General features: G+C 53.8%; 40 protein-coding genes, 1 tRNA gene and 1 pseudogene. 25 read left to right on the forward strand and 17 right to left on the reverse strand.

What is annotated here, in order from left to right; translation table 11 throughout:
* Positions 1–29: 29 nt before the first annotated feature.
* From RTN40_RS05540 to RTN40_RS05590, 11 genes are all read right to left on the reverse strand, one after another.
* On the reverse strand, positions 30–377 hold the full coding sequence (locus RTN40_RS05540; protein ID WP_312227579.1) for a hypothetical protein: 348 nt from the start codon (positions 375–377) through the stop codon (positions 30–32).
* Complete coding sequence (locus RTN40_RS05545) at positions 374–844, reverse strand: hypothetical protein (RefSeq protein WP_312227580.1); 471 nt, start codon at positions 842–844, stop codon at positions 374–376. The genes RTN40_RS05540 and RTN40_RS05545 overlap by 4 nt, the downstream gene beginning before the upstream one ends.
* A gap of 1 nt (position 845) precedes the next feature.
* Positions 846–1,034: a hypothetical protein gene (locus RTN40_RS05550; RefSeq protein WP_312227581.1), complete on the reverse strand. Its 189-nt coding sequence runs from the start codon at positions 1,032–1,034 to the stop codon at positions 846–848.
* Entirely contained in the window at positions 1,031–1,321 is a 291-nt protein-coding gene (locus RTN40_RS05555) for a DUF4406 domain-containing protein (protein WP_312227582.1), read from the reverse strand. The genes RTN40_RS05550 and RTN40_RS05555 overlap by 4 nt, the downstream gene beginning before the upstream one ends.
* Positions 1,318–1,617 carry a hypothetical protein gene (locus RTN40_RS05560; protein WP_312227583.1) on the reverse strand — a complete coding sequence of 100 codons (300 nt, stop codon included), beginning with the start codon at positions 1,615–1,617 and terminating at the stop codon, positions 1,318–1,320. The genes RTN40_RS05555 and RTN40_RS05560 overlap by 4 nt, the downstream gene beginning before the upstream one ends.
* Positions 1,614–1,913 (reverse strand): helix-turn-helix domain-containing protein, encoded by a 300-nt coding sequence (locus tag RTN40_RS05565; protein ID WP_312227584.1) that lies wholly within the window; start codon positions 1,911–1,913, stop codon positions 1,614–1,616. The genes RTN40_RS05560 and RTN40_RS05565 overlap by 4 nt, the downstream gene beginning before the upstream one ends.
* Positions 1,914–3,260, reverse strand: coding sequence for a replicative DNA helicase (locus RTN40_RS05570; RefSeq protein ID WP_312227585.1), 1,347 nt, complete (start codon positions 3,258–3,260; stop codon positions 1,914–1,916).
* Positions 3,260–4,147, reverse strand: a complete 888-nt coding sequence (locus tag RTN40_RS05575) for a replication protein (protein WP_312227586.1) — start codon at positions 4,145–4,147, stop codon at positions 3,260–3,262. The genes RTN40_RS05570 and RTN40_RS05575 overlap by 1 nt, the downstream gene beginning before the upstream one ends.
* Entirely contained in the window at positions 4,140–4,289 is a 150-nt protein-coding gene (locus RTN40_RS05580) for a hypothetical protein (RefSeq protein ID WP_312227587.1), read from the reverse strand. Before RTN40_RS05580 ends, RTN40_RS05575 begins: the two co-directional genes overlap by 8 nt.
* A 34-nt stretch (positions 4,290–4,323) precedes the next feature.
* Positions 4,324–4,608: a CII family transcriptional regulator gene (locus RTN40_RS05585; protein ID WP_312227588.1), complete on the reverse strand. Its 285-nt coding sequence runs from the start codon at positions 4,606–4,608 to the stop codon at positions 4,324–4,326.
* Positions 4,609–4,741: 133 nt separating this feature from the next.
* A complete protein-coding gene (locus tag RTN40_RS05590) occupies positions 4,742–4,927 on the reverse strand; it encodes a Cro/CI family transcriptional regulator (protein ID WP_312227589.1) in 186 nt (61 codons plus the stop codon).
* Between the two features lie 81 nt (positions 4,928–5,008).
* Between RTN40_RS05590 and RTN40_RS05595 the strand changes: the two genes are divergently transcribed.
* The 23 genes and pseudogenes from RTN40_RS05595 to RTN40_RS05705 all read left to right on the forward strand — a co-directional run bounded on the left by RTN40_RS05595 (position 5,009) and on the right by RTN40_RS05705 (position 14,482).
* The gene (locus RTN40_RS05595) at positions 5,009–5,659 is read left to right on the forward strand and encodes a S24 family peptidase (RefSeq protein WP_312227590.1); all 651 of its coding nucleotides are present in this window, start codon (positions 5,009–5,011) and stop codon (positions 5,657–5,659) included.
* A 357-nt stretch (positions 5,660–6,016) separates the two neighbouring features.
* A complete protein-coding gene (locus tag RTN40_RS05600; protein ID WP_312227591.1) occupies positions 6,017–6,340 on the forward strand; it encodes an antitermination protein N in 324 nt (107 codons plus the stop codon).
* Between the two features lie 515 nt (positions 6,341–6,855).
* A complete protein-coding gene (locus RTN40_RS05605; protein ID WP_312227592.1) occupies positions 6,856–7,092 on the forward strand; it encodes a hypothetical protein in 237 nt (78 codons plus the stop codon).
* 36 nt (positions 7,093–7,128) lie between these two features.
* A complete protein-coding gene (locus RTN40_RS05610; RefSeq protein ID WP_312227593.1) occupies positions 7,129–7,305 on the forward strand; it encodes a hypothetical protein in 177 nt (58 codons plus the stop codon).
* Positions 7,306–7,437: 132 nt separating this feature from the next.
* A complete protein-coding gene (locus RTN40_RS05615; RefSeq protein ID WP_312227594.1) occupies positions 7,438–7,689 on the forward strand; it encodes a hypothetical protein in 252 nt (83 codons plus the stop codon).
* On the forward strand, positions 7,686–7,850 hold the full coding sequence (locus RTN40_RS05620; RefSeq protein ID WP_312227595.1) for a hypothetical protein: 165 nt from the start codon (positions 7,686–7,688) through the stop codon (positions 7,848–7,850). The genes RTN40_RS05615 and RTN40_RS05620 overlap by 4 nt, the downstream gene beginning before the upstream one ends.
* 46 nt (positions 7,851–7,896) lie before the next feature.
* On the forward strand, positions 7,897–8,052 hold the full coding sequence (locus tag RTN40_RS05625) for a cell division protein FtsZ (protein ID WP_312227596.1): 156 nt from the start codon (positions 7,897–7,899) through the stop codon (positions 8,050–8,052).
* A gap of 7 nt (positions 8,053–8,059) precedes the next feature.
* Positions 8,060–8,329, forward strand: coding sequence for a hypothetical protein (locus RTN40_RS05630; protein ID WP_312227597.1), 270 nt, complete (start codon positions 8,060–8,062; stop codon positions 8,327–8,329).
* A gap of 67 nt (positions 8,330–8,396) precedes the next feature.
* Complete coding sequence (locus tag RTN40_RS05635; protein WP_312227598.1) at positions 8,397–8,594, forward strand: hypothetical protein; 198 nt, start codon at positions 8,397–8,399, stop codon at positions 8,592–8,594.
* Positions 8,591–8,752 (forward strand): hypothetical protein, encoded by a 162-nt coding sequence (locus RTN40_RS05640; RefSeq protein ID WP_312227599.1) that lies wholly within the window; start codon positions 8,591–8,593, stop codon positions 8,750–8,752. The genes RTN40_RS05635 and RTN40_RS05640 overlap by 4 nt, the downstream gene beginning before the upstream one ends.
* Positions 8,739–9,362, forward strand: coding sequence for an ERF family protein (locus RTN40_RS05645; protein WP_312227600.1), 624 nt, complete (start codon positions 8,739–8,741; stop codon positions 9,360–9,362). The genes RTN40_RS05640 and RTN40_RS05645 overlap by 14 nt, the downstream gene beginning before the upstream one ends.
* On the forward strand, positions 9,363–9,824 hold the full coding sequence (locus RTN40_RS05650; RefSeq protein WP_312227601.1) for a single-stranded DNA-binding protein: 462 nt from the start codon (positions 9,363–9,365) through the stop codon (positions 9,822–9,824). It abuts the gene before it with no gap.
* Positions 9,825–9,839: 15 nt separating this feature from the next.
* The gene (locus RTN40_RS05655; RefSeq protein WP_312227602.1) at positions 9,840–10,145 is read left to right on the forward strand and encodes a hypothetical protein; all 306 of its coding nucleotides are present in this window, start codon (positions 9,840–9,842) and stop codon (positions 10,143–10,145) included.
* Positions 10,145–10,699, forward strand: a pseudogene (locus RTN40_RS05660) (phage N-6-adenine-methyltransferase). The gene RTN40_RS05655 and the pseudogene RTN40_RS05660 overlap by 1 nt, the downstream one beginning before the upstream one ends.
* 76 nt (positions 10,700–10,775) lie before the next feature.
* Complete coding sequence (locus tag RTN40_RS05665) at positions 10,776–10,997, forward strand: TraR/DksA family transcriptional regulator (RefSeq protein ID WP_312227603.1); 222 nt, start codon at positions 10,776–10,778, stop codon at positions 10,995–10,997.
* On the forward strand, positions 10,997–11,194 hold the full coding sequence (locus RTN40_RS05670) for a hypothetical protein (protein WP_312227604.1): 198 nt from the start codon (positions 10,997–10,999) through the stop codon (positions 11,192–11,194). The genes RTN40_RS05665 and RTN40_RS05670 overlap by 1 nt, the downstream gene beginning before the upstream one ends.
* The gene (locus RTN40_RS05675; RefSeq protein WP_312227605.1) at positions 11,194–11,532 is read left to right on the forward strand and encodes a phage protein NinX family protein; all 339 of its coding nucleotides are present in this window, start codon (positions 11,194–11,196) and stop codon (positions 11,530–11,532) included. Before RTN40_RS05670 ends, RTN40_RS05675 begins: the two co-directional genes overlap by 1 nt.
* Positions 11,529–11,975, forward strand: a complete 447-nt coding sequence (locus tag RTN40_RS05680) for a hypothetical protein (RefSeq protein WP_312227606.1) — start codon at positions 11,529–11,531, stop codon at positions 11,973–11,975. Before RTN40_RS05675 ends, RTN40_RS05680 begins: the two co-directional genes overlap by 4 nt.
* Positions 11,975–12,139 carry a hypothetical protein gene (locus tag RTN40_RS05685; RefSeq protein ID WP_312227607.1) on the forward strand — a complete coding sequence of 55 codons (165 nt, stop codon included), beginning with the start codon at positions 11,975–11,977 and terminating at the stop codon, positions 12,137–12,139. Before RTN40_RS05680 ends, RTN40_RS05685 begins: the two co-directional genes overlap by 1 nt.
* A 35-nt stretch (positions 12,140–12,174) precedes the next feature.
* Positions 12,175–12,447, forward strand: coding sequence for a hypothetical protein (locus RTN40_RS05690; RefSeq protein WP_312227608.1), 273 nt, complete (start codon positions 12,175–12,177; stop codon positions 12,445–12,447).
* Positions 12,448–12,579: 132 nt separating this feature from the next.
* Positions 12,580–13,077: an HNH endonuclease gene (locus tag RTN40_RS05695; protein ID WP_312227609.1), complete on the forward strand. Its 498-nt coding sequence runs from the start codon at positions 12,580–12,582 to the stop codon at positions 13,075–13,077.
* A gap of 20 nt (positions 13,078–13,097) precedes the next feature.
* Positions 13,098–13,445 (forward strand): helix-turn-helix domain-containing protein, encoded by a 348-nt coding sequence (locus RTN40_RS05700; protein ID WP_312227610.1) that lies wholly within the window; start codon positions 13,098–13,100, stop codon positions 13,443–13,445.
* Complete coding sequence (locus tag RTN40_RS05705) at positions 13,328–14,482, forward strand: site-specific integrase (RefSeq protein ID WP_312227652.1); 1,155 nt, start codon at positions 13,328–13,330, stop codon at positions 14,480–14,482. Before RTN40_RS05700 ends, RTN40_RS05705 begins: the two co-directional genes overlap by 118 nt.
* A 14-nt stretch (positions 14,483–14,496) precedes the next feature.
* On the opposite strand, the gene RTN40_RS05710 is transcribed toward RTN40_RS05705, so the two are convergent.
* The 3 genes from RTN40_RS05710 to proB all read right to left on the reverse strand — a co-directional run bounded on the left by RTN40_RS05710 (position 14,497) and on the right by proB (position 17,052).
* Positions 14,497–14,572 (reverse strand) — tRNA-Thr (locus tag RTN40_RS05710).
* A gap of 111 nt (positions 14,573–14,683) precedes the next feature.
* Positions 14,684–15,937, reverse strand: coding sequence for a glutamate-5-semialdehyde dehydrogenase (gene proA, locus RTN40_RS05715; protein WP_312227611.1), 1,254 nt, complete (start codon positions 15,935–15,937; stop codon positions 14,684–14,686).
* Positions 15,938–15,948: 11 nt separating this feature from the next.
* Positions 15,949–17,052 carry a glutamate 5-kinase gene (proB, locus tag RTN40_RS05720; protein WP_042395298.1) on the reverse strand — a complete coding sequence of 368 codons (1,104 nt, stop codon included), beginning with the start codon at positions 17,050–17,052 and terminating at the stop codon, positions 15,949–15,951.
* A gap of 292 nt (positions 17,053–17,344) precedes the next feature.
* On the opposite strand from proB, the gene phoE reads away from it, so the two are divergent.
* Complete coding sequence (gene phoE / locus RTN40_RS05725; RefSeq protein ID WP_312227612.1) at positions 17,345–18,409, forward strand: phosphoporin PhoE; 1,065 nt, start codon at positions 17,345–17,347, stop codon at positions 18,407–18,409.
* 65 nt (positions 18,410–18,474) lie between these two features.
* On the opposite strand, the gene crl is transcribed toward phoE, so the two are convergent.
* The 3 genes from crl to gpt all read right to left on the reverse strand — a co-directional run bounded on the left by crl (position 18,475) and on the right by gpt (position 20,742).
* Positions 18,475–18,876, reverse strand: coding sequence for a sigma factor-binding protein Crl (gene crl, locus RTN40_RS05730; RefSeq protein ID WP_312227613.1), 402 nt, complete (start codon positions 18,874–18,876; stop codon positions 18,475–18,477).
* 57 nt (positions 18,877–18,933) lie between these two features.
* Positions 18,934–20,178, reverse strand: coding sequence for an esterase FrsA (gene frsA / locus RTN40_RS05735; RefSeq protein ID WP_312227614.1), 1,245 nt, complete (start codon positions 20,176–20,178; stop codon positions 18,934–18,936).
* Positions 20,179–20,283: 105 nt separating this feature from the next.
* Complete coding sequence (gpt, locus tag RTN40_RS05740) at positions 20,284–20,742, reverse strand: xanthine phosphoribosyltransferase (protein ID WP_312227615.1); 459 nt, start codon at positions 20,740–20,742, stop codon at positions 20,284–20,286.
* Positions 20,743–20,997: 255 nt separating this feature from the next.
* On the opposite strand from gpt, the gene pepD reads away from it, so the two are divergent.
* The gene (gene pepD, locus RTN40_RS05745) at positions 20,998–22,455 is read left to right on the forward strand and encodes a cytosol nonspecific dipeptidase (protein WP_312227616.1); all 1,458 of its coding nucleotides are present in this window, start codon (positions 20,998–21,000) and stop codon (positions 22,453–22,455) included.
* Positions 22,456–22,482: the final 27 nt, after the last annotated feature.

A 22,482-nucleotide genomic window follows, 5' to 3' on the forward strand; every position in this document is an offset into this window, starting at 1 on the left:
CATGTGAACCGTATAATTTGCAGCGATCATCACGCCCCCTCAATCTTCAGGCTGATGCCAGCGGCGGCGCAGGCTTCGTAAAGCGCATTCTGGATACCGCTCTGCCCATAAGCGTTGAACGAAACTCCAGGCTCATCAATCCGCATGACGGGAGGCAGCTTAACGGTGAGCGTCCGCGCCTCCAGTTTCCCGGCATATTTGCCAAGCTCTGCGTTCCGATTCTCCAGCGCCTCGCCCAGCTCAGCTATCCGCCGCTTATCAGCATCTCGCTCTGCCAGCAGGGCGAGGAGTTCTTTTGTTGGTACCGTCACATTGCGAGACCATGCAGAAAATCCACCCTCAGCCGTTGCTCTCAACGCTGCGTATTTGTCGCTCATACAGCCTCCCCGTTGCGCAGTTGGGCGGCGAAGTAAGTCATACGCGCAATAAACTGCATCCTGTCATCCGGCACACCATCTTTGAAGGCGTGAGCAATAGCTGCATCCACACCCCGCGCCATCTGCTCGCGCTGCCAGGAGTCGGTGGCTGGGGTTTCCACTTCACGCAATGCCTCGTCAACCAGCGCCGTGATTGGTTTTGGATATTTATTTCCATTTCCTGTTGATGCATATAAGCCGCGCATGATGGCTTCATGACTAAATCCCGCTGACGCAATAGCGTTGCAGGCTTCAAGAGTATTCTCCGCAAGGATTGCCCGGCTTTTTTTAATCCCCGCATTCTCCGCCGCCAGCTGGTCACGCTGCGCCCGAAGACCTACAGTACAATCATGCGCACCACTCTTTCCGCGCTGCCATGAGAAGCTACAGTCGCAATGAAACACGTTATCAATTTCGGTCACGTTCATCTTATTCTTCCCCCTTGCTAATCTGCTCAATGCCTGCTGCTGTTACGTACCACTGACGTTTTGGGTAGGAGTAATTGAGCAGGCCTAGTTTGTTTAATGTGTTGCCGATGGTGTGGACTGAATTGCGCTCTACTGCGCCTTTGTAGATGGAGATGAGGAAAGCGAACTGAGGCTTTGTTAGTTTCTTCATGCCGCACCGTCCTGATAGATAATTTCCAGCTGCAACTTCTCGGCGAGCGCCTTCTCTGCCACCGCGCCGGCCGATTCTTCCCAACCTCGAAGCAGGTAGATAGCCTCTGCGCAGCGCAACATTGCCAGGCAGATATCCATGTACTGTGGTTGCGTGAGGCCGTCAGGGAGTGATGCAGGGTTTAGCACCGTGTGCCCTTTGGCACTGAGTGTCATATCCATGAACCAGAAAGCCGGCCGGTTGTAATCAGACAGTCCGCTCATCGGCCCGGCGATATAAATTCTCATGCTCTCTTAACTCCGAATGTCTTGACCAGTGCCGACTCCATGCGGCCTACACAGGCGCGTATACGTGCTATCTCAGTCTCAGGGAACATGCTGACTGCCATCTGCTCCAGCGCCCCTTTAAGCGGCTTAGATTCGACCTTGGTTATACGGTCGCGGGCGAACGCCTTGAGAGCCTGCTTGATGCTGCGGCCTTCGATACGGTCCATTGCGCGGCAGAGTTCAGCGTTCAGGATGGTCTCCGGAAATTCTGGGTAACATTCGTTGATGATTTCGCGGGTGTTGCGTGCTTCTGTCATGCTCTGCTCTCCCTGACTCTGCGAAGAAGGGTGTTGAACATAGCGTGCATGCTTACTGGCTCCGGCTTAGGCTCTGGCTTGACCCTGCCGCGTGGCGCAGGCTTATCTAAGGCGATATAGCGGTGCTGCTTCTCAAACCCTTCCCGGCGGACGCGCTGATCGATTACGAGCCTGCTTAACGTCCCGTTAACGGTTGATTTATTCAGGCCGGTGCCGGCGATGATGTCGGTTGAGTGGCAGCCAGGATGCTCGCTGATGTAGGTAATAATTTGCTGAAGGTAGGAAATTCGTTTCATTTAGCCTCTCCAGTTGGAGGAATTGGATTTGGCAGCCTGTCGCTCGTTCTCGGCAAAGCGGTTAGCTGCATCCTGCTGATCGATGTTCACGAAGTGGCCGTTGCGCCATTCCATGTAGAAGGTCTTTGGCTGGCCGGAGCGGTATTTCCCGACGATTATTTCTGCAAGTCCTTTCAGGTCACTGTTTTCGTTGTAGACCTCATCGCGGTACGGGAAGATGATGACGTCTGCATCCTTTTCGATGGAGCTTGAGCCAGCCAGGTCACCCATGTTTGGTCGCTTGTCTCCTCGCCCATCAACGTTGCGGTTTAGCTGCGCCAAAAGGACTACAGGCACTTTGTTTCGCAGGCAGAACTGCTTCATCTTGCGGGTAACCTCAGCAATCGCCAGGTCAGAACGCTCGGCTTTAGGCATGTCGATAAGCGTCAGGTAGTCGATGGCGAGAAAGCTAAGTCCGCCGTCCATATTCATCCGTTCTGCATGGCTGATGATTTCGTCCGTGGTGAACGAGCCGGTAAGGACGTGGTTATCTTCGTCAAGAAGCATTCCTGTAGCCGCTGTCAGTTTCGTGTAATCTTCCTGCCTCATTCCCAAAGGGTTACGTAGCGCTCCGATTGACAAGCCTCCACGGTCAGCGATATGACGCTCAACGACCTGCGTTTCAGACATCTCCATCGAGATCAGAAGCCCAACGCCTTTCTGCCGGCCGATTGAGTTGGCGATGTTGATTGCCAGCTCGGTCTTACCCATGCCAGGTCGGCCGGCGATGACGATCAGGTCAGTTCGGTCAAATCCGCCGTACTCCGCGTCCATCGGCTCAATGCCCGTTTTGAGGTACAGCCCGGACTCCTCACCCTTCAGGCGCTCTTCCAGAACCTCCAGATAGTCGGGAATCAGATCTGCGATACGCCGTGGCAGTCTGTCGTTGGTTTCGAACTGCAATCTGCCTACGATGCCGGTAGCCTCAGCAATGCGTTCGTTGATGTCGTGAGTTCCTGCCGCTGCGAGAATCTTTGCCGCGTTCTGCAAGTCCTCAACACCCTTGCGGATCATCCAGCACTGGCGAACGCGCTTTGCCCATCCACGGATGTTTGCTGCGCTAATCGTATTGGTGGCTACGTCAAGCACCAGGTCCTTTGTCGCCGCCGGTACCGCCCCCTGAACTGTGAACATGTCGATTGGCTCGGCCTTGTTCAGCAGCGTGACGATTGCCTGGTACATGCTGCGAAGGTGGAAGTTATCAAACGCTACCGCTGGGAGCTTACCGGCGATGTCACGGCAGTCGATATGGTCGCCCTTCATGATCATCGAACCGATGAGCTGGTATTCAAATTCGTAACTCTCCATCAGTTCTCCTCCGCCAAAATCTGGTCAATCTTTTCCTGCCGGAGCGCGGTATCGATGCCGTACTTCCTGCCTGATGGATTGGCACCACAAGCCCAATCTGTAGGCTTGTAGCCAAACTCGATGTAACCGTTGATGAACGTGTCCACGTCGCGAGGCTCTTTGCCAAGCTCCTTGCACTGCTTGATGTACGATGCCCACAGGCGGGATAAACCTTTCTCGACAGAGGTCGTTACGCTTAGCAGGGTTGGAAGTCCTAGCGCCTTAGCCTTGGTGTTCCATGTCTGCTTGAGTCGTTCACGGTCAAAAGCCGGAAGTGCTGTCGATGGTTTTGGCTTTCTGGTGCGAGGCGGTTTTTGTTCTGTTGGTGCTTGAGATTTCTCATCAGCAACCAAACCCGCATCGTGGGTTTGGGTATTTGTTTTTATTGTCTTTTGAATAGTGTCTTTTGTGTCCCCCTGTTTTGAGGGATGTGACTCCCTCAAAATGAGGGATGTTTTCTCCCTCGTTTTAGGGGATATTCCCTCGTTTTGAGGGATGCGCCATTCTGAGATGTTTTTGTTGGGGCCAAACATGCCGCCCTGCTGCTTGATGAGACCCATCCGGACAAGCTCTAACTTGGCTTCATTGCACCGCTTGACAGGTAGTTTCGCTATCTCTGAGATCTGCGAGTCAGTGACTCTGTCCATCGGCTTATTCCAGCCGTATGTCTTTCTCAGGATTGCCAGCAGAACCTTGAACTGACGCTTGGTCAGATCAGCCCCGGCGTACTCTTCAAGAAGCATGTTGGAAAGTCTGGCGTAACCGTCATCAAGGTCAGCCACTTTGCGCTCCACGACCTCCAGATGAGGCCTTAACAATGCGACGTTGTCATAGGCTACGTTACTCATGATCCGCTTCCTTCTTGGATTTGCACTTGGTCAGGAGTTCTCGCAGCTTCGCGGCGGTTACCTGGCTTACATTTCGGAGGAAACGAACACGGATGACGTTCTTATGAACTTCGTCCTGGTAAAAACGCTTTGGATTTGCCATAATTAGCTCCTGATGTTTGACATAACACAGTGTTTTAGGCCCCGAACGAGTTACCGCTCGTTTGGGGCTTTTCATTTGTGAGAATCTCTGCAACCTGTTTTGCCAGTCTCGCCATATCGTCGTCTACGACGCCCCACTCCAGAACGGCTAAGAGCATCGCCAGCTTAGGCAGCATGCTTTCTTTCCAGCGGGTAATGCCTGATTTATCCATTCCGATTGCCTTGGCTACGTTTGACGCGCCTTTAATCGCAATCTGATTCAGGATCCACGACTCGATTTTTCGAGCCTGCGTTTTGTTTCGGGTAGTTGCGTTATCCATTTGTGATAATTCCTGTTAGTTAATTGCTGTGGTTAAAATGAGTTAAGGCCTTGCCCAGTGCGGACAAAGCCATGAATTTTGACTTTTAGTAGTGATCGCTTTTTCAGCGAGAGATGTGTAAGAGCTGGTAGTGCTAGGCGACCTTGCGGTAGGACTGTTCCTGATACTTCAATGCACCGGCTGTAATAGACTCCAGTCGGTACGCATCCTTTTCGGGGATGACTTCTTTCCACTGCGAAACCGCTGCATCGCTGATCCGCAATGCTTGAGCTACTGCTCGTTGGCTCCCGAAGTGGGCAATGACTTCTTTCTTGTACATGTCCACGTCCTTTCTCTTAAGCGTTCTTAAATTATTCAACAAAAGGAATCTTAAGTCAACAACTCTTAAGATGTCTTAACTATGAAAAATGAAACTATCGGCACGCGCATACGCAAGCGCAGAAAAGAATTGCGGTTGACACAGGTATCGCTAGGAACGAAAGTTGGGGTCAAAGGCGGTGCCATATCTCAATGGGAAGATGACAAGACGAATCCAAAAGGAGACAACCTTCTTTCCCTGGCAAAAGCTTTGCAGTGCGCACCGGAGTACATTCTGTACGGTGAAGACTCGCCGTCAAATGTAGAGCCAGCTGCTGCCGATACAAAGCTTGTCCCCATCCTGAGCTATGTTCAGGCCGGAGAATGGACCGCTGAATCGACCATAAGGGATTTGGAGGGGAACATCGAGTACTTGCAGACCAACCTGGAACTTTCAGATGCTGCTTTCACGCTGATCATCAAAGGCCGCTCTATGGAGCCTGATTTCAGTGAGGGGGATGCGGTCGTTATCGACCCTAATGTCTACCCACTTCCAGGCGATTTCGTTGTAGCGAAAAATGGTGAAGAGGAAGCGCTTTTCAAGAAGTACCGGCCAAGAGGCGTCATTGATGGGCAGGAAGTGTTTGAACTTGTTCCATTAAATGATGATTACCCCACCCTCCGATCTGACTCGGTTCCGATCCGCATTGTTGGCACAATGATGGAGCACAGGAAGTACCGCCGCAGGCGTTAACCCTCATACTCTTAAATCAAACCCGCTTCGGCGGGTTTTTTATTGTCTTAATTTTCACAAACTTAAATTACCCACACCAACTAATTTAAGATTTCTAAAGAAAAGCACTTGCACAACTTCTTAAGAACGCTTAAATTAAACCCATCAGCAGGACGCACTACTCACCAGGACGGTGAAGCTCTTAAAAATCTGGCGCTGAAAAAGCGCAGTGTTCAAAGCAGAAAGCTTTGGGGTGTGGTGGATGTGCTGGTAGCGCGCCTACCAGCTAGTAGGTTAGGTAACGGCTGACCTAGGCGACGACAGGTGCTGAAAATACAGCGACCACCACACCACCAAAGCTAACTGACAGGAGGATGTATGAACGCACAAGATCGTCGCCGTGACCGCCGCGCTGAGAAACAGGCCGAATGGAAAGCTGCAAACCCCCTGTTAGTTGGGGTGAGCGCTAAGCCTGATAGCCGCCCGGTGCTTTCACTGAGCCGCAAGCCCAAATCACGCGTAGAAGCCGCTGTGAACCCGATTGACCTCACGGTGCTGGCTGAGTACCGGGAGCAGCTGGAAAACCGCGCCAGCACGATTGAGCGCAGGAATCACAAGGTATGGTACAGCAAGCCGGGTGATCGTGGTGTTACCTGCGTCGGACGCCAGAAGCAGAAAGGCAAATCTATCCCTCTCATCTGAGGTGAGCCATGAAAAACGCTATTCGTTGCCCGGTATGCGGAGTTGAGTTCGACCCACGCACACCGGTGTGTCACATCAGCAAGCATCACAAAGGCGCTACAGAGCATCAACTCAGACAGATACGCGATGCCAGGCGTCAGCATTTCAACAGCAGCTCCTCAGGGGCTGACGGCAAATCTAACAGAGGGTGAGATATGGCTAGACAGAAAGTTCCGGATTCTAAATGCGACCTGTGCGGAAAAGAAATGGCATCGGAATCTATTCACAGTGGAGATGGCAAAGAGGAGCTATGCCACGAGTGCTATCACAATATTTACGACATTGATGAAGAGGTGGATGAATGAGGCCGTCTAGCGCGGCTTTACTGAGGTATTTGGACTGGCGTGTCGTGGAGCTTAGACCCATCAGTGCTCGGGTCGGACTAAGAAGCGACTTGAAATACTGAACTTGAAACAGGTTCAGTCGCCAGTACCAAATATTTCATAGCGGCGACGCAGGGGATGAGGAGGGTAAAAATGGGCAAAAAAGTAAAAGTTAAGTATGTAAAGCAAGCTGATGAATTTCCTCAGGCTAACACCTGTAGAGATATGACTGTTGGCAAAGTATACGATGCCTACGTACCGGACGACGGAGAAATTGACCCGTATGGATATGAAGTCCAACTCCGTGGTGAGCTTTGGATTGACAATGACGACGTAGGCGAAAAAGCGGTCTGCCAATTTTTCGACAACTTCGAAATAGTCGAAGGTTAGCCCGGTCGGGTTTCTTATACAGAGAGGGGAAAGAGGATGGAGTGGGTGAAAAGCAGTGAACGGCTGCCAGAAGATGCTGATTTTGTGGTTGGTCACAACAAAGGCGAGCCGCCATTCGTGACGTGGCATAACGGCGACGGCTGGGTAGGCAAATGTAATTATCGACCAACAGTTGAGTACTGGATGAGTATTCCTGATGCACCAACTGAATAGACCCGCTCCGGCGGGTTTCTTTTTGCCCAAACAAAAGCCTGCTTTCGAGTGGGCTTCTTTTTTGGCAACAGACACGCGAGTTAATTGTTCAACGTTACGTTCCGCGCCGCGGCGATAAGCGGGGAGATGATTATGTCCAACAAGATTAATGGCGGCCCAGCCTTTCCGCACGTCAGGAGGTCAATAGCTCCCGGCATTGAAGAAGTGATTACTGATGGTGGCATGTCGCTGCGTGACTACTTCGCGGCGAAGGCTTTGCAAGGATGGCTTTCAACCTATGGGGATTCTCGCAGCCATCCAGTTTTTTCTGGGACAGTGGATACTGTTGCTGAGAATGCATACCTCTTGGCAGACGCCATGCTCCGTGCTCGGGAGGCATCATGACCGTCACCCACCTCAACACGCTGTATCGCGTCACACCGCTTTCTTGCGGCTATCGCTGGCTGCTTACCGATGTAAATAACTCTCGCAACACGTTAAGCCTCAATCGGCAGCAGATGGAGCTTGCTGGATTCGGGCACTTAACGGAGGTTCGCAATGCATAGCCACTACGGCCACATGCCAATCATCCGCCAGTGTGTTGAGCCTGGCATGCACGTACTCCATCAGGGACGCACCTACCGCGTATCAGCGGTTAAGCACGACAAGAAGTGTCTCTACATCCATACGGTGCTTGAGAGCCTTCAGATTCGTGATGGTGTGGTTGAGGTCTTACTAAACGGTCGCGGGCTTCCGCTGACGCATTGAGGTGGATATGGAAGAATTTAAAGGAACGCCGGGGAAATGGATAAATGTTGGCGGGTGGGTTGATGCTGAAAAAGGTGGAAGCATTTGCTACGTCAGCCGTAAACCTGGAGATATTGATGAAGCCAATGCAAACCTGATGGCAGCTGCTCCTGAGCTTCTTGATGCGCTCCAGTTGCTTCTCAAGCAGGCCGAAAACAGAGCCACTACCACTTATCCGGAATGGTATGGAGCCGTAAAAAAAGCGCGTTCTGCCATCGCCAAAGCCCTCGGCAAGTAAAACCCGCCACCCTATTCCACCCCGGCAGCCACTACGCGGCGGCCCTCGCTCACCCAGGAGTTGAGCTATGAAGATTAAATGTAAATGTGACAGCGTGCATGGCTACCTCGATAGCCAGCGCAATCAGGTAGTCGAACTGGAAGGTGTTGTGCTCGACGGCACTGTTGACACTCGTGAGGTTCTGATGCAGCTGGACGGCGCTGTGGTGCTGGAGTGGCTGGCAGAGCAAGGCTACACCGTCATCGCACAGGAGCAGGCAGCATGAGCGCGTTAGAGCGATGGGATGACGATGCGTTTGTGCGGCTGATGCAGGATGTGATCGGCGAACCTGAAATGACCCACGAACTGGCAGCGCAGGAGGCCATTGCCGATTACCACAGTGAGCAACAAGCAGTGAGGATGGGAATGTATGAGTGTTTATAAAGCCATCAGCGCCGTAGCCAGGGACATGGCTGAGGTAGGCATCAGCAAGGACCGCGAGAACAGGCAGCAGGGGTTCTCTTTCCGGGGCATCGATCAGGTCTATAACGCGCTGGCTCCGATGCTGGCCAAACATGGCCTGGTCATACTGCCACGCATCACCGAGCGAACTGTAACAGAGCGGGTGACGCAGAAAGGCGGCGTTCTGTTCTATGTCGTCGTAAAGGCTGAGTTTGATTTCGTGGCCACAGAGGACGGCACCAGGCACACGGTAGTGACTTACGGGGAGGCGATGGATAGCGGCGACAAGGCAACTAACAAGGCTATGTCGATCGCCTACAAATACGCGGCATTCCAGACCTTCTGTATTCCTACTGAGCAGACGGCCATCGATGCTGATGCTGAAGTTCATCACATAACACCGCAGGCAGCTGATGACGCTCTCAAAGAGTTTGCTGATAAGGCAATGATCTGCCAGTCGGTAGCAGAGCTACAGGCAGCATTTAAGGAAGCTTGGGGCAGGCTTGGCGGCTCTAAAGAGCATGAGGCTCGCGCTCAGGAAACCTACAAAACTCGCGGTCGCGAACTCCAGCAACAAACTCAGGCGGCATAAATGGCAATCAACACTATCACTATCTCCGGCAATGTGGGTAAAGACGCGGTCGTCCGCGTCACCCCTAACGGCAAGCATATCGCTCAATTCTCTCTCCCGGCCAAAAGCGGATTTGGCGACAACGAGAAAACATCCTGGCTGAACTGCAAAATGTTTGGGGCGATGGCTGAGAAGCTCTCAGCTTCGATTCTGAAGGGCGTAAAGGTAACGGTTACGGGAGAGTTCGTTATCGAGGAATGGAAGCGCAACGACGGCTCACAGGCTCAGACTCCTACCATTCTGGTCAGGGATATCGATCTGCCGCCGAAAGCCTCTAATCAGGGAACTACTCAGCAACCACGGACCGCACAAAGACCGCAGCAGCAGCCTACAGCCAGTGAGCCACCGATGGACTTTGATGACGACATCCCCTTTGCGCCTGTAACCCTGCCGTTCCCGCGCCACACCATTCACGCCATTTAACCACTGGAGTCTCCAATGATCACCTCTTCACCCGGGGCGGGATATCTGCGCCCACCAAAACGCTCCGGCACCAAAGAAGAGGTGCTGGCTGGCCTGTATGCCCACTTAACTAAAACGCTCGGCACTCAGTACGAGGTCGAGAGCAAGCAGCAGCGCGAGCAACGGCTCATGGATGAGTTGTGGGCTAACCGGGTCTGGCAGGACAACTATGAGGCGTCATTCAGGCCGAGATGGGAAACCACTGGCCCTCGCCGACCTGTTGAAGCTGGCGAGCAGTATCGCCGCTACATTGGCCGCTACGGTCACACGAGGATGGACTGATGCAGGATTACACCTTTGCAACCTCAACCCCGTCAGAGCAGCGTGATTTATAGGCCACTCCGCCCGCCATCTTCGAGGCTCTGAATGCAGAGTTCTGGTTCCAGCTTGACGCCGCGGCATCTGCAACAAACAAACTTTGCCGCAAATTCATCAGCTCCGAGCAGGACACTCTGGTTACTCCGTGGAGCGACAGCGTGGAAAGCGGCGCTTATGCATGGATGAACCCGCCATACAGCGATATCGGCCCATTCGTCAGGAAGGCAGCAGCCGAGAGCAAAAACATGATCGGCACCGTGATGCTTCTTCCCGCTGATACCTCCGTCGGCTGGTTCCGGGAGGCTATCGAGACAGCAAGCGAAGTGCGCTTTATTACCGGTGGCCGGCTGGCATTCATCAACCCACTATCCGGTAAGCCAGTGAGCGGCAACAGCAAAGGTTCGATGCTCATCATCTGGCGACCATTCCCCCGCACACACTGCCACTTCGCAACTGTGGATCGGGATGAGCTAATGCAATTCGGTGCGAGAGTTATCGCACGTAGGGAGGCACCATGAGCACAGGTGAATGTATAGCGCTGGTTATTGCTTTTGTTGCCTGTGTTTTCCTTTCATCAAAGCTGGGGTTACTGCAATGACTGCCGAGATTATAGATGCCGCAAACGAACTTACCGAACGTCGCCTTGAGCTTGCAATAGAGGCTATGCGCATAGACCGCAACGCAGTATCAGAGACGCACTGTATCGAGTGTGATGAGGCGATACCACAGGCGCGTCGCGAAGCTGTGCCGGGATGCCGGACGTGCGCATCGTGCCAGCAGTTAATCGAATTGAAGAATAAGCAGAGGTGGTCGTGATGACAGGAGAAGTTAAAAAAGGTGAGCGCTTTCAGGTTGGTGAGGTTTGGCAATCGCCTCGCGGCTTTATCTATAAAGTGGTTGAGGTTACAGGAAACCAGGCAACTTTAAGGATGGGTTTGCATGGAAACATGAGAAAGCAGCGCCGCTATGTAGATGCCATCAACGGCTGGTCTCTCTACAAGGAAGGTGTGTGATGGATTATGGAATGATGCATTTTGACGCTATTAACATAGCGGTTGGCGAGAGCTTCGGATGGACGGCGTACTTCATCCATCAAGATGGCAGCATAACTTTCCGGGATGACAAGGGAAGAATTAAAGGAAAGAAAAATTATTGCCATAGTGCATCTGACGCCTGGCCGATCATGCATAGAGAAGGAATCGGTGTTGGCTTTGACGAGCACGAACAGGAATGGACTGCATTTCAGGCATTGCGGAATGGAAAGATAAATCAGCAAGCAGCCACTCACAGCAGCACTAACCCGCTTTTGGCAGCTATGATCGTCTACTTGCAGCTTCAGGAGGCCAAATGAGCGATCGCGAGCAGTTTGAGGCGTGGTTTGAAGAGCATACGGGTTGGGATGCTGAAGACTATCCAAACAAGTATCTTCTGGATGTGTGTTGGGAGGCATGGCAGGCAAGCAGGGAGGCGCTTAAGGCTGAGCAGGGACAGGATAGCGAGCTGTTAGCCAGCGCTAAAAAGCTGGAACAGGAGGTTGGAGATATCGCAGACCGCCTCAAGCAGTCGTCAGATAGCTGCTTCATTTTCGTGCCGGTAGCTGACTTGTATGAGCTGCAATTGAAGAGTGGCTCACCATACTGTTACACCGCATCCTCTTCTGAGGCTCACGGATGGGCTAAGGAAGGATACCCAATCCGGGAATATGTTCTTTTGGACAGATTGCAGGACGCCATGAACCACCCCATCGACACCACACCTAACCAGTATGACGCGCTGGGGAAAGGAGAAAGATAATGAGCAAGATGACGTTTGTAGTCGATTTTGAGGATGGCAAAGAGCCATCAGTGCATAAAGACATGGATGTGCTGGGCGGCAAGCTATCGGCCGTATCTTTTGACGATGCCTTCGAGCGCATTGAGGATTTGGAAAATGATTTAGCCCGAATGGCTAACGAATGAGCCGCTAACACAGCGGCTTTTTTAATGGAGGCAATATGCGTATTGAGGAATTACCGAAATTACCGAAGCTATTCCGGGTCATTGAGATTGATCTGGATGTTTTACGCAACGGCATCGGTGGAGGTGGTGGTGTGATTTTCGACCTTGACGCCATTGTTAAACGCAAGGTTCGCCGCGTTATGCACAGCGGCGGTTGGAAGTGGCAATTAGTTCGTGATTGTCTCGATCAGGAGTCTTGGGATTACTGCTTTGAGCAAGACAGGGAATGCTTAGAGTATCTCAATTATGAACTCGGACTGATACGTTGATGGCAACTTACAGCCCACTCCCTGAGTAGGCTGTTGGGTGCAATCCCGCACCGCTCTGACACAGGAGACTGGCGTTGGAGTTCGGATTGATTATTTAGCCCGCCACTGTGCGGGCGTTTTTTTGGAGGGAATATGTGCATTTCTAGAATTGAAAATGTTTCTTTTGAGGAAATGTCTTCTCTTTTTGAATACAACCCGGAAACCGGATTTTTCTTCCGAAAGATAGGTGTTGGCTCGTACCGGAAAGACTGGACGCAGGGCACAAGACAGAGCAATGGATACAGGTTCTTTATTGTGAAAGGAAGGAAATATTTAGCGCACAGACTGGCCTTTCTGCTTACGCATGGCCGGTATCCATCAGGAGTTATTGATCACGTAAATGGCATTCGTAGCGATAACAGAATAGTCAATTTGAGGGACGTGACACAAGGTGAGAACACTAAGAATTCCCATATACGCCTTGAAAGGAAGAGGAAATTTTCAGGATACACCTACGACGCTAAGCAGAAGAAATGGAAGGCCGAGGCAAGGATTAAAGGTAAAAGGTATAGCTTAGGTCGCTTCAAAAAAGAAGTTGAAGCTCACGAAGTTTATGTTTCTTTTATGAAAAAGCATGAGAGCGAATTATAAATTTTGCCCGGAGGAAAGCAGTGGAAGAAGAAATCTTCACCCGTGAGGAGGCCGCGGCGTTCCTCAAGCTGGATAAAGGAACCATAACGCAGTGGATCCGCAGTGGTCGCCTTCAGGCGGCAAAGATTAACCCGGATAAACCAAAAAGCCCGTACCGGATTTGTAAGTCAGACTGCATTGCAGCGCTCAAGTCAACGAGACACAATAGCGCGGTGAATGCGGTTGAGATGCAGGGGGATAAAGCATGTCAATCAAACTACGCGGCGACACATGGCACTGTGACTTCGTCGCGCCAAACGGCAGCAGAATTAGACGCTCTCTTGAAACAACGGACAAAAGGCAGGCGCAGGAGCTTCACGATAGTCTGAAGGCGGAAGCATGGCGCGTCGATAAGATGGGTGACGCACCTAAAAAAACGTTTGATGAGGCCTGTGTCAGGTGGATCAGGGAGAAGGAGGAAAAGAAAAGCCTGGACGACGACAAGAGCATTATCAGTTTCTGGATGATGCACTTTGGCGGGTGGCTCTTATCTGACATCTCGGCAGCAAAAATAATGGAGGCGGTTGACGGGATGGAAAACCGCCGCCACCGGCTTAACTGGGAAATGACCCGTGACAGGTGCGTCAGGCTAGGGAAGCCTGTGCCGGAGTATACAGAAAAACTGGCAGCCAAAGGAACCCGCACCCGTCACCTGGCCATACTGAGGGCGATCCTCAATATGGCGGTTGAATGGCACTGGCTGGATAAAGCACCGAAGATATCCACGCCTCGCGTGAAGAACGGTCGAATACGCTGGCTCACAGAGGAAGAATCAAAGCGACTTTTCGCAGAGATAGCGCCCCACTTCTTCCCGGTCGTGGTTTTCGCCATTACTACTGGCCTGCGCAGATCGAATGTCACCAATCTTGAATGGTCACAGGTCGATCTGGATAAAAAGATGGCATGGATGCATCCGGATGAAACAAAAGCGGGGAATGCAATTGGCGTACCACTGAACGAGACGGCATGCCAGATAATCGCAAAACAGCAGGGAAAACATAAGCGATGGGTTTTCGTGCACACCACTCCAGCTTACCGCAATGACGGAACAAAGACGGCAGCAGTGAGGAAAATGCGAACGGACAGCAACAAGGCATGGAAGGGAGCACTTAAGCGTGCAGGCATAAGCAACTTCCGATTCCATGACCTCCGACACACCTGGGCCAGTTGGCTGGTTCAGTCAGGCGTTTCATTGCTGGCGCTGAAGGAAATGGGCGGGTGGGAAACTCTGGAAATGGTACAGCGATACGCTCACCTGTCGACAGGTCATCTGAGTGAGCACGCGAGCAAAATTGACGCGATTTTAAATCGCAATGTCACAAATATGGCACAAGAGGAGAACGTGATTTACATCAATAGCAGGTAAGTGATTGATTAAACTGGTGCCGATAATAGGAGTCGAACCTACGACCTTCGCATTACGAATGCGCTGCTCTACCAACTGAGCTATATCGGCCCTGAGGGACCGGTTACGAGCGTAACCATGGGGTAGAAGGTTAGATCTAACCGGGTGTTGCGTCAATGCCCTTGGCAATCAAGCGGCTACTTTTGCATCACCCGGTCAGTTTTAAGCACGAATGGTATCGTCGCCGAAGCCAACCCACTTGTAGGTGGTCAGGGCTTCAAGACCCATCGGGCCGCGAGCGTGCAATTTTTGCGTACTCACCGCCACCTCTGCGCCGAGGCCAAACTGCCCGCCGTCGGTGAAGCGCGTAGAGGCGTTGACGTATACCGCAGACGAATCCACCTCGTTCACGAAACGGTTGGCGTTGCTCAGGGTGCGGGTGAGGATCGCATCCGAGTGCTGGGTGCCGTGCTCGCGAATATGCTCGATCGCCTCATCGAGCGAGGCCACCAGCTTGACGTTGAGATCGAGAGATAAAAACTCGTCGTCATACTGCTCCGGCTTCACCGCCTCGACGTGCGCCGGGCCACCTTGCAGCGTTTTCAACGCCGCCGCGTCAGCGTGCAGCGTGACGCCGCTCTGCGCCATCTTGTCGCTCAGCGCGGGCAGGAAGCGCTCGGCAATCTGCTGGTTCACCAGCAGCGTCTCTACGGTGTTGCAGGTGCTCGGGCGCTGGGTCTTAGCATTGACGATAATCTTCAGCGCGGGTTCAATCTCGGCGGTGTCATCCACGTAGATATGGCATACGCCGATACCGCCGGTGATCACCGGAATAGTTGACTGCTCGCGGCACAGCTTGTGCAGCCCTGCCCCACCGCGCGGGATTAGCATGTCGATATACTTATCCATGCGCAGCATCTCGTTAACCAGCTTACGATCCGGACTCTCAATTGCCTGGACAGCGCCTGCCGGCAGGCCGCACTCCTCCAGCGCCTGCTGGATCACCTTCACGGTAGCAGCGTTGGTGCGCCAGGTCTCTTTGCCGCCGCGCAGGATCGCTGCGTTGCCGGTCTTCAGGCAGAGGGAGGCGACGTCAACGGTAACGTTAGGCCGCGCTTCGTAGATCACGCCGATTACGCCGAGAGGAACCCGGCGGCGTTCAATGCGCAGGCCGCTGTCGAGCAGCCCGCCGTCAATAATCTGGCCTACCGGATCCGCCAGCTTGCACACCTGGCGCACATCGTCGGCGATGCTCTTCAGGCGTTCAGGGTTGAGCGCCAGGCGATCAAGCATCGCTTCGCTCAGGCCGTTGCGCCGGGCTTCCAGCACGTCCTGATCGTTAGCCTGGATAATGTCGTGAGCCTGGGCCTCCAGGTAATCAGCGATCTTCTCCAGAACGCGGTTTTTTTCTCGGCTGGAGAGCTGCGCCAGCTTATACGAGGCTGCTTTCGCAGCGATGCCCATCTGTTCAAGCATACGTCTGCTCCTTAACGGGTGATCATGTCGTCGCGATGGACGGCGACCGGGCCATACTCGTAGCCGAGAATAGCGTCGATCTGCTGTGAGTGCTGGCCAGCGATGCGTCGCAGCGCGTCGCTGTTGTAGCGGGAGACGCCGTGGGCAATGTCCCGACCTTCCAGGTTACGGATACGGATCACTTCACCACGGGAGAAGTTACCTGTCACGCTTTTGATCCCTTTTGGCAACAGCGAGCTGCCTTTTTCGAGGATCGCCATCGTTGCTCCTTCGTCTACGGTAAGCTCACCCGCAGGCGGTGCGCCGAAGATCCAGCGCTTGCGGCTCTCGAGCGGTGAGGTCTGGGCATGGAAGCGCGTCCCTACCGGCACGCCGTTCAGCGCGTCGCCGATAACGCCCGGCCTGCTGCCGGCGGCGATAATGGTCTCGATACCCGCCCGGCAGGCGACGTCAGCAGCCTGTAGTTTCGTGCCCATGCCACCGGTGCCGAGGCCGGAGACGCTGTCCCCGGCGATAGCGCGCAGCGCATCGTCAATGCCGTGAACATCGGCGATAAGCTCCGCATCCGGGTTATTACGCGGATCGGCGGTGTAGAGTCCCTGCTGGTCGGTGAGCAGCAGCAGCTTATCCGCTCCACCCAAAATGGCGGCCAGCGCGGAGAGGTTGTCGTTATCGCCCACTTTGATCTCAGCGGTAGCGACGGCGTCGTTCTCATTGATCACCGGTACGATGCTGTTATCCAGCAGCGCGCGCAGGGTATCGCGGGCGTTGAGGAAGCGCTCCCGGTCTTCCATGTCGGCACGCGTCAGCAGCATCTGGCCGACGTGGATACCGTAGATGGAGAAGAGCTGCTCCCAGAGCTGGATCAGGCGACTCTGCCCCACTGCCGCCAGCAGCTGCTTGGAAGCGATGGTGGCGGGCAGCTCAGGGTAGCCCAGGTGCTCACGTCCGGCGGCAATCGCCCCGGAAGTGACGATAACAATACGATGCCCTGCGGCATGCAGCTGTGCACACTGGCGTACCAGCTCCACAATATGGGCGCGGTTGAGGCGGCGCGATCCGCCCGTTAACACGCTGGTGCCGAGTTTTACCACCAGCGTCTGGGTGTCACTCATGATTCTCTGCCGTTTTACGAATAAGGAAATGTGATGTCAGTCTGACGTTGTAACAGGAGTGAGGCCGCTTGCCAATAACCTCGGTCAAAAGGGTGAGAGATTGCTGCGAGGATCGGCAAGCCTAACGGCAGTTTTTTGCAGTTTTATTGCAGAAATAAATAAACACGGATTTTTAAAATTATTCCGACATTGTCATAAATCTTTCATTTCCGAACGTTAAAACCCTCTCTGTTTTCAGCAGGTATAAGCCTGGCGAATATTAGAGCGTCTTTTGTTTAAATCGGGAATCAAAATGAAAAAGAGTACTCTGGCATTAGTGGTAATGGGTCTGGTTGCTTCCGCATCTGTACAGTCAGCAGAAGTTTTTAATAAAAATGGCAACAAGCTGGACGTTTACGGCAAAGTGAAAGCCATGCACTACTTCAGCGATGACAACAGCAACGACGGCGATAAAACATACGTTCGTTTCGGCTTTAAAGGCGAAACCCAAATTAACGATCAGATTACGGGCTTCGGTCGCTGGGAAGCGGAGTTTGCCGGTAATAACGACGAAAGCACCTCCGGGCAGAAAACCCGTCTGGCATTTGCCGGTGTGAAAATTAAAGATTTTGGCTCACTGGACTACGGTCGTAACCTGGGCGTGCTGTATGACGTGGCCGCCTACACCGATATGTTCCCTGAGTTCGGCGGTGACGGCCTGGCCCGTACCGACAATTTTATGACCAAACGCACCAGCGGCGTGGCGACCTACCGTAACAGCGACTTCTTCGGCATGGTGGACGGTCTGGACCTGACCCTGCAGTACCAGGGCAAAAACGAAAACGGCCGCAGCAGCGTCGTGAAACAGAACGGTGACGGCTTCGGTACCTCTCTGGCCTATGATTTCGGCGGCAGCGATTTCTCTATCGTTGGCGCATACGCTAACTCTGACCGCACCGACGCACAGAACCGCATGGCGCTTGGCCGTGGCGCAAATGCTGAAGCCTGGGCTGCCGGGGCGAAATATGACGCCAACAACGTCTACGCAGCTGCCTTCTACGGCGTGTCTTACAACATGACGCCAATCTCCTCCTCTGCTGGCTTTGCCAACAAAGCAGATAACTTCGAAGCCGTGCTCCAGTACCAGTTCGACTTCGGTCTGCGTCCGTCCGTGGGCTACGTCCTGACCAAAGGCAAAGATATTGAGGGCTTTGGTGATGAAGATCTGGTCAACTATATTGATGTCGGCGCAACCTATTACTTCAACAAAAATATGTCGGCCTTCGTTGATTATAAAATTAACCAGATTGATGACGATAACCGCCTGGTTACCACCAACGACGATGTCGTTGCCCTGGGCGTAACCTATCAGTTCTAATTCTGCATAATAAAAAGGCCCTTCATGTCGGTGAAGGGCCTTTTTTATTTATGGCGATTAATTAATCAGGCGCTGAGTTTAACCGGATCGTTTTTAAAGTCATCGGCAGGCTCCAGCTTTAATTCCAGCGACGCCAGCAGCTCGCGCGCGCGCTCGTGGAAAGTCCGCAACGTCTGCTCAAGACGATCGGTCACTTCTGCATCTTTAATAGCAACAGGCTCCCAGTGCCCCTCTTTGTTAAAGAGGCCAAACTGGTAGGTGTAGGTGAAGCGCTGTTCCTGGGCTTCCATTATCATCCACCATCCCCAAAACTCACGCTTTTCCGGAGCAGGCTTTACGTTGACGCATACGGCAAGGCAGTCAAAAAAGAAACGGTTCCCTTCGCACTGCTCCTCACGGATATAGGGGCCAAGCGCCATAAATTTCTTGATCAGTCTGCTTTTCGGGTGTCCACTCGGTAACGTCATTGCGATCTCCTTTTGTGATGCAACTGTTTTACCAAATCAATGGAATTAAGCAACGCATTAACGCAATCTATGCTTCATCCAGGCAGTAATTTCCTGCAGTGACTTATCGAAGTTGCGATAAACCGGCTTAAAAGGTATCTCCAGCAGCTTGCCGTCGGCAGAAGACGAGGCTATGAGCCGCGACTCCTCTTCCGGGCTGAAGGGATCGTTTTTCCAGTAGCCGGAGAGCATTGGCGTCGGACAACGGCGTCCCAGCAGACCCTGAGTTTTCAGCGAGTAGCGATTCAGCTCCACGCGCAGCGCCTCGTCCGAGGCATCATGCATGCCCAGACAGCTGGCCAGCACGTCGAGGTACATCTCCGGCACGCCGCTGAGGCGCTGAGGATCGGTGAGCAGCGAGTGCACCACCGGCCCGAGGCAGGCCACCGCCTTCAGGCGCGGCGACTCAAGGTAGGCCAGACGCACGGCAACGTTGGCCCCAAAGCGGAAGCCAAAGGCGGCCACCCGGGTGTGATCGATCCACGGAATGTCCGGCAGCGCTTTCAGCACGTGCTGATGCAGCATGCTGGAGTCCTGAGTTAGCTTCCACTTCGACGAGAAGCCAATCGACGGCATATCAAGGGTCAGCATCGCGATGCCGTTCGGGGCAAAGTAGCGCTCGAACAGGTTGTAGTAGTCGCTTTGCAGGCTGTCGAGACCGCCGCATACCAGCACCGTCGGGAACGGCCCGTCGCCTTTAGGCATATGCAGGAAGCCCACCAGCGGTGAGCCACCGGGAATGGCGAACTCCAGCTCGCGCAGCTTACCCGGCAAACGACGAGCAGCCTCTTCATAGGCGCGGTTCGCTAGCGCCTGTGCTTGCTCGGCCAGGTCATCGCCTTTCAGATGTGGATAAGCGGCAATGCTGTAGAGATTGGAGGCGTGGAGCCACTGGCGGCCACTGAGGGTATCATCCTGGGTCTGGCTGGCCTTCTGCTGCCACTTCATCGCCTGGGTCGCCCACTCGTAGATCCAGTTGCCACCGCGATAGCCCACCACCGTGTCATAGAGATCGCTATCGGTACGCTCGGCCTGGCTCATGACAATCCGCGCCTGCACGTCAAGAATTTCACGCGGATCGACCCCGCGCCAAACCCACAGCAGACGGTTGATCAGCCGATACCAGTGCGGAACACTGGCCCCGTCCAGCGCGGAATCCATCGCCGGGGGATTGCCCCGCTGAAAACGGCGGACCAGCGTCGAGGTTTCGGGATGTTTGAATCGGGGTTTGAACAGGGTTTCGCTGAGGTTAGCCTGGGTCATTGCGCGCAGCCTCCATGATTACGTCACTTCCTCTATTGTAACCTGCCAGGCGCTAAATAACAGAACGCCCGGCATAACCGGGCGTAAAGTTTAGAAAAAAGCGGCTTAGCGGCCAGAGATAGGCGGTACGAAGACCACGCCCATATCCCACGGCTGCTCAATCCAGGTATCCTGCGGAATATCGATTACATAGTCATCCACCAGCGGGCGGCCGGCAGGCTTAGCGAAGATAGTCACGAAGTGGGCTTTCGGATACATGTCACGGATAGCCACTGCGGTGCCACCGGTATCTACCAGATCGTCAATCACGATAAAGCCTTCACCGTCGCCTTCAGCACGTTTCAGCACTTTCAGCTCACGCTGGTTGTCGTGGTCGTAGCTGGAGATGCAAACGGTATCAACATGGCGAATACCCAGCTCACGGGCCAGCAGGGCAGCCGGAACTAAACCACCGCGGCTAACGGCAATGATGCCTTTCCACTGTTCTGACGGCAGCAGGCGCGCGGCCAGCTTGCGGGCGTGAATTTGCAACATGTCCCAGGTGACGACGTATTTTTCGCTCATGTGAAGTGTCCCAGCCTATTGTAAAGCGGCTTAAATGTGTTCAGGGGAAAATGGGTTGCGCGAGATTATAGAGATCTGACGCACTAAAAACCAGTGTTACGCGGCCCGCCCTGCGCTTTTTACATGTGTCACACTCAGACAAGCAATAAAGTGGTATTCTGCATTTATCTCACCCGCATCGCGCGTGATGCTCTGTTATCGCTAATCCTGTGCCCTGCCCCACTTTTTTGCAGGCCATTGACATGGAGAATCATTATGTCTGAACTGTCTCAACTATCCCCCCAGCCGCTGTGGGATATTTTTGCCAAAATCTGCTCTATTCCCCATCCTTCCTATCATGAAGAACAGCTCGCTGAACACGTTATGGGTTGGGCGAAAGAGAAAGGCTTTCACGCCGAGCGCGACCAGGTTGGCAACATCCTGATTCGCAAGCCTGCCACCGCCGGTATGGAAAACCGCAAGCCGGTCGTATTACAGGCGCACCTGGATATGGTGCCGCAGAAAAACCACGATACCGTGCACGACTTCACCGTCGATCCGATTCAGCCCTACATTGATGGCGAGTGGGTGAAAGCCCGTGGCACCACCCTGGGCGCGGATAACGGTATCGGTATGGCCTCTGCGCTGGCCGTGCTGGCTGATGACACCGTGGCCCACGGCCCGCTGGAAGTGCTGCTGACCATGACCGAAGAGGCTGGGATGGACGGCGCGTTTGGTCTGCAGGCTGGCTGGTTACAGGCCGACATCCTGATCAACACCGACTCTGAAGAAGAGGGTGAGATCTACATGGGCTGCGCCGGTGGCATCGACTTTATCTCCACCCTGGCCCTCTCCCGCGAAGCCGTTCCCGCTGGCTTTGAGACCTTCCGCCTGACCCTGAAGGGCCTGAAAGGCGGTCACTCCGGCGGCGATATTCACCTCGGTCTTGGCAACGCCAACAAGCTGTTGGCGCGTTTCCTGGCCGGTCACGCTGCCGAGCTGGATCTGCGCCTGCTGGACTTTAACGGCGGCACGCTGCGTAACGCCATTCCGCGCGAAGCCTTCGCTACCGTTGCGGTAGCAGCAGACAAAGCTGAACAGCTGAAGGCGCTGGCGGAGGCGTACCAGGCTATCCTCAGCAACGAGCTGGCGATCAAAGAGAAGAACCTGACCGTGCAGCTGGAGAGCGTTGCCTCTGATAAAGCCGCGCTGACGACCGCTTCCCGTGACGCCTTCGTGCAGCTGCTGAACGCCACCCCGAACGGCGTGATCCGTAACTCTGACGTAGCGAAAGGCGTGGTCGAAACCTCCCTTAACGTGGGCGTGGTCACTATGGAAGACGACAGCGCAGAGATCATCTGCCTGATCCGTTCCCTGATCGACAGCGGTAAAGAGTACGTGGTCAGCATGCTGGAGTCGTTAGGCACGCTGGCGGGCGCACAGACCTCGGCAAAAGGTAGCTACCCAGGCTGGCAGCCGGATGCGAAATCCCCGGTAATGCAGCTGGTACGTGAAACCTATCAGCGCCTGTTCGACAAAACGCCGAACATCCAGGTGATCCACGCCGGTCTCGAGTGTGGCCTGTTTAAAAAGCCTTACCCGGATATGGATATGGTCTCTATCGGGCCAACCATCACCGGTCCGCACTCCCCGGATGAGCAGGTTCACATCGAGAGCGTGGGCCAGTACTGGACCCTGCTGACCGAGCTGCTTAAAGCCATTCCGGCGAAGTAAGTTGAGTAATGCCCGGTAAGGCGAAGC

The organism is Pseudescherichia sp. (assembly GCF_031987975.1).
In the GTDB taxonomy this organism is placed as follows: domain Bacteria; phylum Pseudomonadota; class Gammaproteobacteria; order Enterobacterales; family Enterobacteriaceae; genus Pseudescherichia.

What these genes read in the sequence shown, in the direction of transcription:
- RTN40_RS05555 (WP_312227582.1), bottom strand. Translation starts at nt 1,321, where the DNA reads ATGAGAATTTATATCGCCGGGCCGATGAGCGGACTGTCTGATTACAAC.
- pepD (WP_312227616.1), top strand. Translation starts at nt 20,998, where the DNA reads ATGTCTGAACTGTCTCAACTATCCCCCCAGCCGCTGTGGGATATTTTT.
- RTN40_RS05550 (WP_312227581.1), bottom strand. Translation starts at nt 1,034, where the DNA reads ATGAAGAAACTAACAAAGCCTCAGTTCGCTTTCCTCATCTCCATCTAC.
- RTN40_RS05650 (WP_312227601.1), top strand. Translation starts at nt 9,363, where the DNA reads ATGGCAATCAACACTATCACTATCTCCGGCAATGTGGGTAAAGACGCG.
- RTN40_RS05635 (WP_312227598.1), top strand. Translation starts at nt 8,397, where the DNA reads ATGAAGATTAAATGTAAATGTGACAGCGTGCATGGCTACCTCGATAGC.
- frsA (WP_312227614.1), bottom strand. Translation starts at nt 20,178, where the DNA reads ATGACCCAGGCTAACCTCAGCGAAACCCTGTTCAAACCCCGATTCAAA.
- RTN40_RS05695 (WP_312227609.1), top strand. Translation starts at nt 12,580, where the DNA reads ATGTGCATTTCTAGAATTGAAAATGTTTCTTTTGAGGAAATGTCTTCT.
- RTN40_RS05655 (WP_312227602.1), top strand. Translation starts at nt 9,840, where the DNA reads ATGATCACCTCTTCACCCGGGGCGGGATATCTGCGCCCACCAAAACGC.
- RTN40_RS05610 (WP_312227593.1), top strand. Translation starts at nt 7,129, where the DNA reads ATGGAGTGGGTGAAAAGCAGTGAACGGCTGCCAGAAGATGCTGATTTT.
- RTN40_RS05540 (WP_312227579.1), bottom strand. Translation starts at nt 377, where the DNA reads ATGAGCGACAAATACGCAGCGTTGAGAGCAACGGCTGAGGGTGGATTT.
- RTN40_RS05545 (WP_312227580.1), bottom strand. Translation starts at nt 844, where the DNA reads ATGAACGTGACCGAAATTGATAACGTGTTTCATTGCGACTGTAGCTTC.
- RTN40_RS05680 (WP_312227606.1), top strand. Translation starts at nt 11,529, where the DNA reads ATGAGCGATCGCGAGCAGTTTGAGGCGTGGTTTGAAGAGCATACGGGT.
- phoE (WP_312227612.1), top strand. Translation starts at nt 17,345, where the DNA reads ATGAAAAAGAGTACTCTGGCATTAGTGGTAATGGGTCTGGTTGCTTCC.
- RTN40_RS05690 (WP_312227608.1), top strand. Translation starts at nt 12,175, where the DNA reads ATGCGTATTGAGGAATTACCGAAATTACCGAAGCTATTCCGGGTCATT.
- RTN40_RS05685 (WP_312227607.1), top strand. Translation starts at nt 11,975, where the DNA reads ATGAGCAAGATGACGTTTGTAGTCGATTTTGAGGATGGCAAAGAGCCA.
- gpt (WP_312227615.1), bottom strand. Translation starts at nt 20,742, where the DNA reads ATGAGCGAAAAATACGTCGTCACCTGGGACATGTTGCAAATTCACGCC.
- RTN40_RS05590 (WP_312227589.1), bottom strand. Translation starts at nt 4,927, where the DNA reads ATGTACAAGAAAGAAGTCATTGCCCACTTCGGGAGCCAACGAGCAGTA.
- RTN40_RS05640 (WP_312227599.1), top strand. Translation starts at nt 8,591, where the DNA reads ATGAGCGCGTTAGAGCGATGGGATGACGATGCGTTTGTGCGGCTGATG.
- RTN40_RS05575 (WP_312227586.1), bottom strand. Translation starts at nt 4,147, where the DNA reads ATGAGTAACGTAGCCTATGACAACGTCGCATTGTTAAGGCCTCATCTG.
- RTN40_RS05670 (WP_312227604.1), top strand. Translation starts at nt 10,997, where the DNA reads ATGACAGGAGAAGTTAAAAAAGGTGAGCGCTTTCAGGTTGGTGAGGTT.
- RTN40_RS05665 (WP_312227603.1), top strand. Translation starts at nt 10,776, where the DNA reads ATGACTGCCGAGATTATAGATGCCGCAAACGAACTTACCGAACGTCGC.
- RTN40_RS05585 (WP_312227588.1), bottom strand. Translation starts at nt 4,608, where the DNA reads ATGGATAACGCAACTACCCGAAACAAAACGCAGGCTCGAAAAATCGAG.
- RTN40_RS05560 (WP_312227583.1), bottom strand. Translation starts at nt 1,617, where the DNA reads ATGACAGAAGCACGCAACACCCGCGAAATCATCAACGAATGTTACCCA.
- RTN40_RS05630 (WP_312227597.1), top strand. Translation starts at nt 8,060, where the DNA reads ATGGAAGAATTTAAAGGAACGCCGGGGAAATGGATAAATGTTGGCGGG.
- RTN40_RS05595 (WP_312227590.1), top strand. Translation starts at nt 5,009, where the DNA reads ATGAAAAATGAAACTATCGGCACGCGCATACGCAAGCGCAGAAAAGAA.
- proB (WP_042395298.1), bottom strand. Translation starts at nt 17,052, where the DNA reads ATGAGTGACACCCAGACGCTGGTGGTAAAACTCGGCACCAGCGTGTTA.
- RTN40_RS05675 (WP_312227605.1), top strand. Translation starts at nt 11,194, where the DNA reads ATGGATTATGGAATGATGCATTTTGACGCTATTAACATAGCGGTTGGC.
- RTN40_RS05570 (WP_312227585.1), bottom strand. Translation starts at nt 3,260, where the DNA reads ATGGAGAGTTACGAATTTGAATACCAGCTCATCGGTTCGATGATCATG.
- RTN40_RS05615 (WP_312227594.1), top strand. Translation starts at nt 7,438, where the DNA reads ATGTCCAACAAGATTAATGGCGGCCCAGCCTTTCCGCACGTCAGGAGG.
- RTN40_RS05600 (WP_312227591.1), top strand. Translation starts at nt 6,017, where the DNA reads ATGAACGCACAAGATCGTCGCCGTGACCGCCGCGCTGAGAAACAGGCC.
- RTN40_RS05645 (WP_312227600.1), top strand. Translation starts at nt 8,739, where the DNA reads ATGAGTGTTTATAAAGCCATCAGCGCCGTAGCCAGGGACATGGCTGAG.
- proA (WP_312227611.1), bottom strand. Translation starts at nt 15,937, where the DNA reads ATGCTTGAACAGATGGGCATCGCTGCGAAAGCAGCCTCGTATAAGCTG.
- RTN40_RS05565 (WP_312227584.1), bottom strand. Translation starts at nt 1,913, where the DNA reads ATGAAACGAATTTCCTACCTTCAGCAAATTATTACCTACATCAGCGAG.
- RTN40_RS05625 (WP_312227596.1), top strand. Translation starts at nt 7,897, where the DNA reads ATGCACGTACTCCATCAGGGACGCACCTACCGCGTATCAGCGGTTAAG.
- RTN40_RS05580 (WP_312227587.1), bottom strand. Translation starts at nt 4,289, where the DNA reads ATGGCAAATCCAAAGCGTTTTTACCAGGACGAAGTTCATAAGAACGTC.
- RTN40_RS05605 (WP_312227592.1), top strand. Translation starts at nt 6,856, where the DNA reads ATGGGCAAAAAAGTAAAAGTTAAGTATGTAAAGCAAGCTGATGAATTT.
- RTN40_RS05620 (WP_312227595.1), top strand. Translation starts at nt 7,686, where the DNA reads ATGACCGTCACCCACCTCAACACGCTGTATCGCGTCACACCGCTTTCT.
- crl (WP_312227613.1), bottom strand. Translation starts at nt 18,876, where the DNA reads ATGACGTTACCGAGTGGACACCCGAAAAGCAGACTGATCAAGAAATTT.